Origin of the sequence: Alishewanella sp. d11 (genome assembly GCF_049390205.1) — a bacterium.
In the GTDB taxonomy this organism is placed as follows: Bacteria; Pseudomonadota; Gammaproteobacteria; order Enterobacterales; family Alteromonadaceae; genus Alishewanella.
The window spans coordinates 3576081-3590042 of the sequence record NZ_CP186547.1; the positions used below are offsets into that span (position 1 = coordinate 3576081).

The 13962-nt window shown below is 45.4% G+C and carries 10 protein-coding genes; 9 read left to right on the forward strand and 1 reads right to left on the reverse strand.

Features of this window, described 5'->3' with window-relative positions:
• The first annotated feature begins 31 nt into the window (after positions 1–31).
• From mfd to rimO, 6 genes are all read left to right on the forward strand, one after another.
• Positions 32–3511 carry a transcription-repair coupling factor gene (mfd, locus tag ACO1PK_RS16010; protein WP_423186590.1) on the forward strand — a complete coding sequence of 1160 codons (3480 nt, stop codon included), beginning with the start codon at positions 32–34 and terminating at the stop codon, positions 3509–3511.
• Positions 3508–4590, forward strand: a complete 1083-nt coding sequence (locus ACO1PK_RS16015; protein ID WP_423186591.1) for a CsiV family protein — start codon at positions 3508–3510, stop codon at positions 4588–4590. The genes mfd and ACO1PK_RS16015 overlap by 4 nt, the downstream gene beginning before the upstream one ends.
• Positions 4591–4636: 46 nt before the next feature.
• Positions 4637–5143, forward strand: coding sequence for a DUF3087 family protein (locus tag ACO1PK_RS16020; protein WP_423186592.1), 507 nt, complete (start codon positions 4637–4639; stop codon positions 5141–5143).
• Positions 5144–5169: 26 nt separating this feature from the next.
• Entirely contained in the window at positions 5170–6105 is a 936-nt protein-coding gene (ylqF, locus tag ACO1PK_RS16025; RefSeq protein ID WP_423186593.1) for a ribosome biogenesis GTPase YlqF, read from the forward strand.
• 14 nt (positions 6106–6119) lie between these two features.
• Positions 6120–6536 (forward strand): BLUF domain-containing protein, encoded by a 417-nt coding sequence (locus tag ACO1PK_RS16030; RefSeq protein ID WP_423186594.1) that lies wholly within the window; start codon positions 6120–6122, stop codon positions 6534–6536.
• Between the two features lie 104 nt (positions 6537–6640).
• Complete coding sequence (gene rimO / locus ACO1PK_RS16035) at positions 6641–8047, forward strand: 30S ribosomal protein S12 methylthiotransferase RimO (protein ID WP_423186595.1); 1407 nt, start codon at positions 6641–6643, stop codon at positions 8045–8047.
• Positions 8048–8094: 47 nt separating this feature from the next.
• On the opposite strand, the gene murI is transcribed toward rimO, so the two are convergent.
• Positions 8095–8898: a glutamate racemase gene (murI, locus tag ACO1PK_RS16040; RefSeq protein WP_423186596.1), complete on the reverse strand. Its 804-nt coding sequence runs from the start codon at positions 8896–8898 to the stop codon at positions 8095–8097.
• 373 nt (positions 8899–9271) lie between these two features.
• On the opposite strand from murI, the gene fusA reads away from it, so the two are divergent.
• From fusA to ACO1PK_RS16055, 3 genes are all read left to right on the forward strand, one after another.
• The gene (fusA, locus tag ACO1PK_RS16045) at positions 9272–11371 is read left to right on the forward strand and encodes an elongation factor G (protein WP_423188242.1); all 2100 of its coding nucleotides are present in this window, start codon (positions 9272–9274) and stop codon (positions 11369–11371) included.
• Positions 11372–11514: 143 nt separating this feature from the next.
• On the forward strand, positions 11515–12975 hold the full coding sequence (locus ACO1PK_RS16050) for a circularly permuted type 2 ATP-grasp protein (protein ID WP_423186597.1): 1461 nt from the start codon (positions 11515–11517) through the stop codon (positions 12973–12975).
• Positions 12976–13950 carry an alpha-E domain-containing protein gene (locus tag ACO1PK_RS16055; protein ID WP_423186598.1) on the forward strand — a complete coding sequence of 325 codons (975 nt, stop codon included), beginning with the start codon at positions 12976–12978 and terminating at the stop codon, positions 13948–13950.
• Positions 13951–13962 lie beyond the last annotated feature (12 nt).

Consider the following 13962-nt stretch of genomic DNA (forward strand, 5'->3'; position numbering starts at 1 on the left):
TTCTTGATTCCGAGCCAGGTTTGAAATTTTAATGAGTGTTTTCCCAAAAATCCCGCAAATTACCCATGCCAATGATCAACAAGCTTGGGGCCAATTAACTGGCGCGGCGTTGCCGCTTGCCATCGCCAGCTTTGTGATACAACAGCAAGGGGTGACCGTATTAATCGTACAAGATACGCCAGCGGCCATGCGCTTAGAGCAAGAATTGGCCGTATTTTTGGATCAAACCACCTGCCCATTGTTAACTCTACCGGACTGGGAAACCTTACCTTATGATGTATTTTCACCGCATCAGGATATTATTTCGCAACGTTTGACCACCCTGTATCAGCTGCCCCGCTTAGTCAAAGCTTTGGTTATAGTCCCCGTCAGCACGCTTTTATTAAAAATTGCCGGTCGCGAACATCTAGAACAACATAGTTTTATTATTAAGCCCAAACAGCAAACCGATCTGACGGCATTTAAACAACAATTGGCGGCTGTCGGTTATCGTCATGTTGAACAAGTGATGGAGCATGGTGAATTTTCAGTCCGTGGCTCCTTACTTGATCTTTATCCAATGGGCGCGACAGTCCCTTATCGGATTGATTTTTTTGATGATGAAGTGGATGCGATTCGTACTTTCGACCCTGATACTCAGCGTAGCTTGGAGCAAGTTGCAGAAATCGCCCTATTACCCGCCCATGAATTCCCAACAGATAAAGACGCCATTGAACGTTTTCGTTTAGGCTACCGTGCGCACTTTGCGGCCAGAAATGAAAAGGAATCGCTGTACCAGCAAGTCAGTCAGGGCATATTGCCAGCCGGTATTGAATATTATCTGCCATTATTTGCACAAAGTACCTGCAGCTTATTTCAGTATCTGCCAGCACAAAGCCAGTTTTTAATTTGCGGTGATATCGAGCATAGTGCTAATCATTTTTGGCAGGAGCTGCGGCGTCGCTATACCGATCGAGCTATTGATCTGCTCAGACCCATATTACCGCCACAAACACTTTATTTAGCCACTGATGAATTATTTGCGGAGCTAAAAAACTATCCTCGGCTGAAATTAAGTCGGGCTAGCTTACCGGAAAAGACCGGCCAATATAATGCGCCGGTGGCGGAATTGCCTGATCTTTCGATTAACCATCAGCTGAAAAACCCACTTGCAGCATTGCTAGATTTTATTACTTTTTTAAAAAAACAACAGGGACGAGCACTGTTTTTTGTCGAGAGTGAAGGTCGACGAGAAAGTTTACTGCAACTCATGCATAAAGCGGCAGTCCATCTACCACAAGCAATTGATCTAAATCAGTTTATTCAAAGCAAAGAAGATTTAGCCGTCATGGTAGGTGCGCTAGATCAGGGCTGTTTGCTTACCGGGAAAAATCCTCTCGCCTTAATTAGTGAAAATGAGCTATTTGGGCAAAAAATAAGCCAGCGCAGACGCCGGAAACAAAGCCAGCAAATTTCTACCGATACCATTATTCGCAATTTGGCGGAACTGAGTATTGGCCAGCCGATTGTCCATCTGCAACATGGTATAGGACGATATCAGGGCTTGCAGGTGTTGGATGCGGCGGGCATCAGCGCAGAATTTGTTACCATTGAATACGCAGGTAGCAGCAAGCTTTATGTGCCGGTATCCTCATTACATTTATTAAGTCGTTACTCCGGCAGTGATGCTGAGCATGCTCCCTTGCACAAGTTAGGGAACGATACTTGGGAAAAAGCACGGCGCAAAGCAGCGGAAAAAGTCAGAGACGTTGCTGCCGAATTATTGGATGTGTATGCACAGCGTGCTGCGCACCAAGGTTATGCGTTTAAACTGGATGCAGAGCAGTATGCTGCTTTTGCCGAGAGTTTTCCTTTTGAGGAGACTCCAGATCAATACGATGCTATCAATGCGGTGCTGCAGGATATGCAGCAACCCCAGCCAATGGATCGCTTAGTATGCGGTGACGTAGGTTTCGGTAAAACCGAAGTTGCGATGCGTGCCGCCTTTGTTGCCGTCAATGATGGCAAGCAAGTGGCATTATTGGTCCCCACGACCCTGCTCGCCCAGCAGCATTATGAAAACTTTAAGGACCGCTTTGCTAACTGGCCAGTGCGAGTTGAAGTGTTATCTCGCTTTGTTAGTGCTAAGGAACAAAAAGCCATCTTAGAGGACGTCAGTACCGGTAAAGTAGATATTCTGATTGGTACCCATAAATTACTGCAAGATGATATTAAACTACAGGACTTGGGGTTGCTGATTGTTGATGAAGAGCATCGTTTTGGTGTGCGACAAAAAGAGAAAATTAAAGCCTTACGCGCCAATATTGATATTTTGACCCTTACGGCTACGCCCATTCCGCGTACGCTTAATATGTCTATGTCAGGTATGCGCGATTTATCAATTATCGCCACCCCACCCGCTAGACGTTTAGCCGTTAAAACCTTTGTCCGTGAATACGAAAATGGTTTGCTGCGCGAAGCCATCATGCGTGAGATCCTGCGTGGTGGTCAGGTTTATTTTCTACATAATGATGTGGCAACCATCGAAAAAATGGCAGCCGATTTACTGGAGCTAGTCCCCGAGGCTAATATTGGCATTGCCCATGGCCAGCTGCGCGAGCGCGAATTAGAGCAGATCATGGCAGAGTTTTACCACCAGCGGTATAACCTGTTACTCTGTTCTACAATTATCGAAACGGGTATCGATGTACCTACAGCCAATACTATCATTATTAATCGAGCCGACAAATTTGGTCTTGCCCAGCTGCATCAGCTGCGAGGCCGGGTTGGTCGTTCGCATCATCAAGCCTATGCTTACTTACTGACTCCGCCTCCGAAGCGTTTAACGAAAGATGCTGAAAAGCGGCTCGAAGCCATTGCCAGTTTAGAAGATTTGGGCGCAGGCTTTGCCCTTGCGACGCACGATTTAGAAATTCGTGGTGCCGGTGAATTGCTGGGTGATGAACAAAGCGGTCAAATTGAAACAGTTGGCTTTAGTCTCTACATGGAAATGCTGGAAGAAGCAGTACAAGCGTTAAAGGCCGGCAGGGAACCAAGTTTAGATGCCATGCTGAGTCAACAAACTGAAATCGATTTAAAACTGCCGGCGCTATTTCCAGATAGCTTTATTCCAGATGTGAATTTGCGATTGTCTTTTTATAAAAAACTGGCTAGCGCTAAAAATGAGCAAGAACTGGATGAAGTTCAGGTTGAGTTAATCGATCGTTTCGGATTATTACCCGATGCCGCGAAAAATCTGCTGCTATTAACCGAACTGAAATTACAGGCTCAGCAATTAGGCATCAAACGTATAGAAGCCAACACTAAAGGTGGTGTGGTAGAATTCGCGGAAAGGACCTTGGTTAATCCTAGCTATATCATCTCGCTCATTCAAACCCAATCCCGAGTATTTAAACTTGAAGGCGGGCAAAAATTGCGTTTTAGTATAGCCGCAGAAGATCACAAAGCTCGACTCAGCCTAGTCACAAACATGCTGGCTGACTTTGCCAAAAATAAGGTAGGACATTCATGAAAGCTCGGCTCTTGCTAGGTGGTTATCTGCTATTTAGCGCATTCGTCGTTCAGGCCAGCGAACGCTGGTTTGAAATAGAAATGATTATCTTCGAACGCGCGCCTGACAGTCAGTTACAAGAGCAATTTCCTGAGCAAGTCACACCTATTCGGCTGGGCAGAAATATTGATCTTGTTACGCCTAAGTTTGCGCCCTCTATTGCCGCTTTATTACCAAGCCTCACGCTTTGTTACGATAATGCAGCGCTCAACCAGAGTATTGCTAACGCCAGTCAAGCGTGGCAGGCTGGTTTTAAGCTATTTTGTCATCAAGAAACACAGCCATTAGCTTGGCAGCGCAAGAGTATTTTTCCTGAATTCCTGCTCAATACTATCGTTCCCTTGCCTAACAGAATAGCCCCGCAACTCAGTGGCTCTGGCATGTTTAAAGGCGTACCCTATTTAGCAGAAAGCACGGCTTTTGGCTTAACCGAGGTGGCAGAACGACTGCGGCGGCAACGGCAACATCAGGTGTTATTACACACAGTCTGGCGTCAGGCACCTGTTACTGAAAGACGTGCCATCCCAAGTCGATGGTTTGCTGGCGAAAACTTTACTGAACGCTTTGACTATTGGGGACAGCCAAATGAACAATCATCCCCAACAACTAACCCAATAAATAATAGCGCCACTGCGCTCACTGAAATTAACTCGGTAGACGTGTTGGAGCAAATTGCCAGCCGACGAGCACAATTGGCGGCAGGGGTGACCTTAGATCAGCCAACTACCGCTGCTAACGAAACTAATGCCAATCAAAATCAGGTAAATTTACCGAATGATGTCTGGCAACTTGACGGCTTATTCAAGCTCCATCTGGACCACTATTTGTTTGTCAACACGGACTTTAATCTGCGACGTCTGGTCGGTGAAAGCTTGCACAGCATCAATGTTAAGCAAAGCCGCCGTGTTATCAGTGGTGAAATTCACTATTTAGATCATCCTCACCTGGGGATTATTCTGCAAATACGCCGTTTTACACCACCTGCGCCAGAGGTAGTAGAAAATAGTTTAGCCACCTTAGCACCAAGCCCAATACAGTAATAGTACTGGTCTGCGGTAAACTTGAGAATCTAAACAGTGAACATTTATGCAATTAAAAAAAATTGATAAAGACCTTTATCGGCAAAGGTTGAACCGAGTTATGCTACTCAGTATTCTGGCATTAGTTGTGATTAGTCTTGCCAGTTCTACTTTGCTTATCGCCCTCTTTGCCGATGGCGCAGGCTCAAACTTTTGGCTAAACTTTAGCGGCGTGGTGATTGGCTGTGTGGTAGTAGGCTTTACCTTAAAGCACTTTAAACAACACCCTTTTTTTTACGAAATTGCTTATATCTGGGATTTAAAGCATGAATTAAATCTCATCCAACGTAAACTAAGCGCCATTGAAGCCGCGGTTGCAGACAATGATGCCGATGCAATCTTGATTTTACTTTTTAGCTATCAAGCCAGTCTGCTGGTGTGGCAACTGGATGACAATACCCTGATGCAATCGGAACTCGCTATTGCTCAAAATGCCTTACAGCAAAAAATTGCCGCCGCAGGTTTAACAGTGGATGTTAACACTTATCGGCGTGAGTTACTCTCGCGCTTCTAACGCTTACTGATTCTCAAGGAACATTCATGTCTATCAACTGGTTTCCGGGCCATATGCACAAGGCCCGTAAAGAAATCGCCGAGGTTATGCCGCAAGTCGATATTATTATCGAAATGCTGGATGCGCGCATTCCCTTCTCCAGTGAAAACCCGCTGGTTCCTCAACTACGCAAAGATACACCTTGTATTAAAGTATTAAACAAAGCGGACTTAGCTGATCCACAGCTGACTGCGCGCTGGGTAAGCCATTTTGAACAACAAGCAGGCGTAAAGGCGATTCCGATTAGCCAACAAAACCCTGAGCAAATTCGTGCGTTATTGCAGCTTTGCAACACCCTGCTGCCCGATCGTAACTTAGAGATTCGTGGTGCGCGCGCAATGATTATGGGCATTCCTAATGTCGGAAAATCCACACTGATTAACACCTTGGCTGGCCGAACTATCGCCAAAACCGGCAATGAAGCAGGTGTCACCAAGGCGCAGCAACGCATAAAGTTAGATAATAACGTCATTCTGACTGATACCCCTGGGTTTTTATGGCCCAAGCTTAGCCCAGCTTCCTGCGCTTACCGATTGGCCGTAACAGGGGCAATCAAAGATACCGTTTTTGAGTATGCCGATATCGCGTTATTTGCAGCAGACTATTTACTGCAAAGCTACCCGCAAGCGCTGTTAGCGCGTTTTGCGTTGTCCGAGCTACCTGAAAATGATGTAGCCTTGCTCGATGCCATTGGCGTCAAACGTGGCTGCATGCGCAAAGGGGGTGTAGTTGACTTAGAAAAAGCCGGTACTATATTAATTACAGAGCTGCGTGCTGGTAACTTAGGGCCTATTACCTTAGAAACACCCGAAATGGTCAGCCAAGAATTGATTGATGCCAAAGCAGAAGAAGCCGCAAAATCAGTTGATAAAGCGGCGCGCGAAGCCGAGCGCAAACGGAAAGCCCAAAAACGCTATCGTTAGACTTAAGGAAGATCATGGATCCTGCGGAACTGCTTGAAATCATTTATGTTAGCGATATTAATCCTGACTTAACTGTGCAGGATCTAAACACTCTTCATCAGCAAGCTCATTTGAATAATCTGAAAAATGATGTGACTGGCTTATTACTGGTTACTGATAAACATTTTATGCAGCTGATCGAAGGGACAACATTGGCGATACAGTCACTCTTCAAAAAACTCGGTACAGATGAGCGTCACAGTAATGTCAGATTGATCAGTGAAAGACCAGTAGCCAACCGTCAATTCCCTGATTGGCATATGGGCCTCAGACATTGCTTAGATCGCGCAGAAACTGCAGATATTGCTGCGGTGATCAACGCTTACGGTACTCAGCAGCATTTCTCAGCACAACATGCTACTGCTGTTGGTATGTTATTTCGAGCAATTTAACCAGAAAGTGCTGACTTTTTGAGCGACGCGCAGTGTATCTTTGCATAGCTTCAGGTATAATCCGCGCCCTGTTTTTTCCGTTTAATTCATTACTGTAGGCGACTATGAGCGTTCAGACTTTCGATCCAAGCCAAACTACAACCTTAGATACCGCAGCAAAAACGCTAAGCCAAGGGGTAAATTCGGGCGTTAACAAAGGCAATACTATTGGTTTTGTATCCTTAGGCTGTCCGAAAAACCTGGTAGATTCTGAACGGATCCTGACACAACTGAAAGCAGAAGGTTACAACATCGTTCCGACCTACGATGATGCTGAATTGGTGATTGTGAATACCTGTGGCTTTATTGACTCGGCAGTACAAGAGTCACTCGAAACCATTGGTGAAGCGCTGGCTGAAAATGGCAAAGTCATTGTTACAGGCTGTTTAGGCGCTCGTGAAGATGAAATTCGCGAAGTACACCCCAACGTGCTTGGCATTACTGGCCCACACAGCTATGAAAATGTGTTAAAACAAGTCCACGAATTTGTGCCCAAGCCTAAATATGATCCTTTTACCATGCTAGTGCCGGATCATGGGGTTAAGTTAACACCAAAACATTATGCTTATTTAAAAATCTCTGAAGGCTGCAACCATCGTTGTACCTTCTGCATTATTCCCTCAATGCGCGGCGATTTAGTCAGCCGCCCAGTGGGTGAAGTACTGGACGAAGCGCAGCGCTTAAAAAATGCCGGTGTGAAAGAGCTGCTGATCATCTCTCAAGACACGAGTGCCTATGGTGTTGATGTAAAACATCGTACCGGCTTTTGGAATGGCCAACCTGTAAAAACCTCGATGCAGTCTTTGTGTGAAGCCTTAGGAGAAATGGGTATTTGGGTAAGACTGCACTATGTGTACCCCTACCCGCACGTTGATGACATTATCCCCTTAATGGCACAAGGTAAGGTACTGCCGTATTTAGATATCCCCTTTCAACATGCTAGCCCACGCATTTTAAAGCTGATGAAACGGCCAGGTCAGGCCGATCGCGTGTTAGAGCGGATTAAAAAATGGCGGGAAATTTGTCCGGAATTAACCATTCGCTCCACCTTTATTGTTGGCTTCCCGGGTGAAACCGAAGAAGATTTCCAAATGTTACTGGATTGGCTACAAGAAGCTCAGTTGGACCGTGTTGGCTGCTTTAAATACAGCCCAGTAGAAGGCGCTAAAGCCAATGATTTGCCTGATCCCGTTGCTGATGACGTGATGGAAGAACGTTACCATCGCTTTATGCAGACACAACAAGCGATCAGCACTGCCCGTTTACAAGCGAAAATCGGCAAAACCATCGCCGTGCTGATTGATGAAGTCGATGAGGAAGGTGCTATTGGTCGTAGTTTTGCTGATGCGCCAGAAATTGACGGTGCGGTCTACCTAAATGGTGTAACCAACGTCAAGCCTGGCGATATTATTCATGCCGTAGTTGATAATGCTGATGAATATGATTTATGGGCATCCGCAGTTAGCCTCTAATTGCATTAGCAGTAACCGGTAGCTTAAGCTACCTGTTACTGGCGTGCTCATAGCGCCAACACTGTTGCTTCGGTTTGCCAAAAATGCTGTACCTGACGCTGAAATAAGGCGAGATCACCACTGCTGTAAAGTTTGATATTGGCGTTGGCTAAGAGCGCCGTGTTTAAGATTTCTGCATGCTGTAGCCTATGTTGCAATTGCTTAGCCACAGCCATCTCGGTACGAATGATGTTTATTTCCTTTCCTGCCAGTGTTGAAGCTATCGAGGCGATTTGTTCAGCCAAAAAATTATAATGCGTACAGCCCAGTACTAGCGTATCTGCACCTTGTTCGATGAGGGGGGCAAGATAGTGCTTTAATACGGGCTCTAGCGATTGTGCATCGACCTGCATCTTTTCCAGCATTGGCACTAGCAAAGGACAAGGTTGTAATAAAATGCTTGCCTGAGCAGCAAAACGCTGAGCAAGGGTTGCAAACGCTGGATTGAGTAAGGTTCGAGGGGTGGCTAACACGCCGACTATCTTACTTTCACTAACCTGAACGGCAGGCTTAACACCCGGTTCGACCCCTATTATCGGTAAGCTAAATTCTTTTCTAAGCGCGTCAATCGCGGCCGTGGTGGCGGTATTACAGGCTACAACTAAGGCTTTAGCACCAAATGCTATCAACTGTTCGGTAATTACTCGCATACGCTGATAAATAAAAGTATCAGTCTTATCGCCATAAGGCGCATAGTGCGTATCTGCAACATAAATCAATGCTTCATTGGGCAGTAAGGTATTTATAGCTTTTGCCACAGATAAACCGCCAATACCTGAATCAAAAATACCAATAGCTTGCTTATTGATCATGCCAGACGACTTTTATGTAAGATGTGACAAACAAGAAATTAACTCCAGATATTAAAGGTGAGAAGATTTGTAATAGTGCACGAACTAGCTTCAGGCTGAATAGCAAAACCATAACAAATACTTAGAGTTTATCTACCCTGCCATGGCAAAACATACTAGGTATATCGCTGCTTCTAATCAAGGTTAATTGAGAAAATTCACACCTTGAATCGACATCATTTTCAAAAAATAGACGAAAAAATATCTCAACTCAGTAATTAAAAAATACTAGCGACAAAAAATTCGCCATTCACAGATTTTTTTTTCGGGCAAATCGATTTAAAATCCTGTATATTGTCGCACTATTTTCAAACCCTTGCTTATAGAGACTACTATGGCCGCTGATTTATCCTTATACAGAAACATTGGTATCTTCGCACACGTTGATGCCGGTAAAACGACCACCACCGAACGTATCCTGAAATTAACCGGTAAAATTCATAAAATCGGTGAAGTTCACGAAGGTGAATCAACCACAGACTTCATGGTACAAGAAGCTGAGCGTGGTATTACTATCCAATCAGCCGCGGTAACTTGTTTCTGGAAAGGTCACCGTTTCAACGTTATCGATACCCCGGGCCACGTTGACTTCACTGTTGAAGTATACCGTTCATTAAAAGTATTAGATGGTGGTATCGGCGTATTCTGTGGTTCAGGTGGTGTTGAGCCACAATCTGAAACTAACTGGCGCTATGCGAATGACGCAGAAGTATCTCGTTTAATCTTCGTCAACAAGTTAGACCGTATCGGTGCTGATTTTATCCGCGTAACGGAACAAGTTAAAAACGTCCTTGGCGCTAAGCCACTAATCATGACGTTACCAATTGGCCGTGAAGATACCTTCGTTGGCGTGGTAGATTTATTAACTGAAAAAGCCTACGTTTGGGATGACTCTGGTCAACCAGAAAACTACAAAGTTGTCGATGTTCCAGCTGATATGGCAGATGACGTTGCCATGTACCGTGAACAACTGGTTGAAACTGCCGTTGAACAAGATGACGACCTGCTAATGGCTTACATGGAAGGCGAACTTCCAACGATCGAACAAATCAAAGCCTGTATCCGTAAAGGTACGCGCGATTTAGCATTCTTCCCAACTTACTGTGGTTCTGCCTTTAAAAACAAAGGTATGCAGTTATTGTTAGACGCTGTTGTTGATTACTTACCGTCTCCGACAGAAGTTAACCCACAACCTCTGACAGACGAAGAAGGTAACGAAACAGGTCAGTTCGCTATCGTTTCTGCTGACGAGCCATTCCGTGCTTTAGCGTTTAAGATCATGGATGACCGTTTCGGTGCCCTGACCTTCATTCGTATCTACTCAGGTGTCCTGAATAAGGGTGATACCTTACTTAACTCTTACACAGGCAAAACTGAACGTATCGGCCGTATGGTTGAGATGAATGCAAATGACCGTACTGATCTGACCACAGCTCAGGCTGGTGATATCATCGCGTTAGTCGGTCTGAAGAACAATACTCAAACTGGTCATACGCTGTGTGATCCAAAAGCGCCTTGTACTCTAGAACCAATGATTTTCCCAGAGCCGGTAATCTCTATCTCTGTAACGCCAAAAGATAAAGGTTCGGTTGAGAAAATGGGTATCGCTATCGGTAAGATGGTTGCTGAAGATCCAACTTTCCGCGTAGAAACTGATCCTGATTCAGGTGAAACCATCCTGAAAGGTATGGGTGAATTACACTTAGATATCAAAGTAGATATCTTAAAACGTACTTATGGCGTTGAGTTAGTAGTAGGTCAGCCGCAAGTTGCTTACCGTGAAACGATTACTCGTGAAATCGAAGACAGCTACACCCACAAGAAACAATCTGGTGGTTCAGGTCAATATGGTAAGATTGATTACCGTATTCGTCCAGGCGAGCAAAACTCTGGCTTCACCTTCAAGTCAACTGTTGTGGGCGGTAGCGTTCCAAAAGAGTTCTTACCTGCTATCGAAAAAGGCTTCGAGTCTATGATGTCAACCGGTACTTTAGCTGGCTTCCCAGTACTGGACGTTGAAGTTGAGTTGTTCGACGGTGGTTTCCATGCTGTTGACTCATCAGCCATCGCGTTCGAAATCGCGGCGAAAGGTGCTTTCCGTCAGTCAATGCCTAAAGCTGGCGCACAACTGCTTGAGCCCATCATGAAAGTTGACGTATTCACCCCTGAAGATCATGTAGGTGATGTTATAGGTGACTTAAACCGTCGTCGCGGTATGATCTCTGGTCAGGAAGCAGGTGTAACTGGCGTACGCATCAAAGGTGACGTACCACTGTCTGAGATGTTTGGTTACATCTCAACCCTGCGTACTATGACGTCAGGTCGTGGTCAGTTCTCTATGGAGTTCTCGCACTACTCACCGTGCCCGACTAACGTAGCTGATGCTGTGATCGCAAAAGAAAAAGAAAAGAAAGCTGCTGCTGCTAAAAACTAAGTTGTAGCAACTTATAGCAAGCCCTGCCCGAGCAATCTGGCAGGGCTTTTTTGTGCCTGTAAGTATGGCATATCCCTTGCTTTGTCAGTCATTAAGCAACATCGAGCGTGTTGCTAGACCTTTGATTGCGCAAGGAGTTGTGTATGAGTTTGGAGAATTTCACCAACGGCAGCTACCCGCAGCTAGCTCATTGTTTTGATGAACTAGTGGCGAGTGACGGCAAAGCTAGACCCCCTGCTACAGCGATTGCTCGCTTTATTGATAAAAACGGGGCAACTGAGCTTTGTACCCGGCAACATCAGTTAAATCAAACAATTAGTGATATGGGAGTATGTTTTACACTCTATGCAGAGGGCAGCAATATTGACAGAGCCTGGCCGCTAGATGTGATCCCCCGCACTATTCCACACTCAGAATGGCAACGCACCAGTGCTGGGTTAAAACAACGCTTAACAGCACTAAACCTCTTTATTGATGATCTCTATAACCAACAAAAAATTCTAAAAGACGGCATAGTACCGGCTGAATTAGTCCTTAATTCTAAAAACTTTCTTGCACCATGTCAGGGCATGTCGCCCCGTTATGGGGTATGGGCCAATATCTGCGGTACTGATCTGGTGCGTGATGAATACGGGACCTTTTTAGTCTTAGAAGACAATTTACGAGTACCCTCTGGCGTTTCTTATATGCTAGAAAATCGTACCGTGATGAAGCGGGTTTTTCCTGAGTTATTTGCCGATTCGACCATTGTCCCCGTGGATGATTACCCCGCCCAGCTTTGGCAAATGCTGGCTTCTTTATCTCCGCGCGGCGAACATGTCACCCCCTGTATCGTGGTACTGACACCAGGGATCTATAACTCGGCGTATTTTGAGCATAGCTATTTAGCTCAACAAATGGGGGTTGAGCTGGCGGAAAACCATGATCTCTTTGTCGAGGATGACAAGGTTTGGCTCAAATCTTTGCGTGGTAAACGCCAGGTTGACGTGATTTACCGACGGATAGATGATGTGTTTATCGATCCACTAGCCTTTCGCAGCGACTCAGTACTCGGCATCCCTGGATTAATTGCAGTCTGGCGTAAAGGCCACGTAGCAATTGCCAATGCACCAGGTTCGGGTGTCGCGGATGATAAAGTAATCTACGCCTTTGTCCCGAAGATAATTGAGTATTATTTAAGTGAACAGCCCCTGATACAAAATGTTGAAACCTTCTTATGCCAAGATCCATTAGAACGCAGCTATGTGTTGGCGAATCTGGATAAACTGGTGGTTAAACCAGCCAACGAATCTGGCGGTTATGGCATTTTAATTGGTCCCAGAGCCACCCAGTCAGAACGCGAGCAAATGGCACTGGCAATCCAAGCTAACCCCAGAAACTTTATTGCCCAGCCTACCCTTAACTTATCCACCGCCCCTACGCTTTGCGATGGTGTGCTGGAACCCCGGCACTTAGATTTACGTCCCTTTATTCTTCAAGGTGCAGAGCTGTACTGCTCTACCGGCGGTTTAAGTCGGGTGGCATTAACAAAGGGATCTTTGGTTGTAAATTCTTCGCAAGGCGGCGGTAGCAAAGACACTTGGATCATTAACGATGAGGGCTAAATGATGTTAGCAAGATCGGTAGAACATATTTTTTGGTTAGGTCGTTATCTGGAACGGCTGGATGACACGGCACGTCTAGTCAATGCCACCAGTCACTTGTTAATTGACAGTCATAAAGATACCGAGTTTGGCTGGCCGGTATTATTGGACGTGATGGGGCTAGACAGTGCCGAAGTACTGGCCAGTTATGGCCTAACCGCACAGAACCCCGCGCAGCTGGCACAGATAGAACAAGCCGTGATGCGCTATTTAATCAGCAATAACGACAGTCCAATCTCAATCCGCACAGCTTGTAGTCAATTAAAATACAATGCCCGCACTATTCGGCAATTATTGCCACGTGATATGTGGGAAGAACTCAACAAGTTAGAAAGCTTTGTACAGCAGCATTGCTTAACACCCGCTTCGCGCCAACAGCGTTATCAGTTAATGACAGAAATCAGTCGTCGCTGCCAAATGGTAATAGGTACTGTTGATAGCGTAATGCTGCGCGGTGATGCCTTTGATCTCTTTACGGTAGGCCGTCATTTAGAGCGTGCCGATATGGTGACGCGAATTATGGATGTGATGGTATTACAAACCTTACAACCTACCCAGCTAAAACGACCGCGTTTTCGTTGGATCTCCATTTTAAACGCGCTAGGTGGCGTTGAATCTTATCATTATTATTTGGCTAATAATGCATCGGGAGCCAATGCCGATGCCATAGATTATTTGTTAAGCTATGCCGACTTTCCACGCTCGGTCAGTTATTGCTTAAACAGAGTTGCAGCCTCCGCCAAAGGGCTACCGGATAGTCCGACAATTTTGCAGCATGTACATCAACTGCAGCATTTATTGAACAGACAACCGTTAACGGATTTAAGTACTTTACAGCTGCATGAGTTAATTGATCAGATCCAAGCTGGCATTATCCATTTGCATCAGGTTTTACTTGGCATAAGCTTAATAGAACAACAACAATTAACCGCCTAGCAGTAGAGGCAG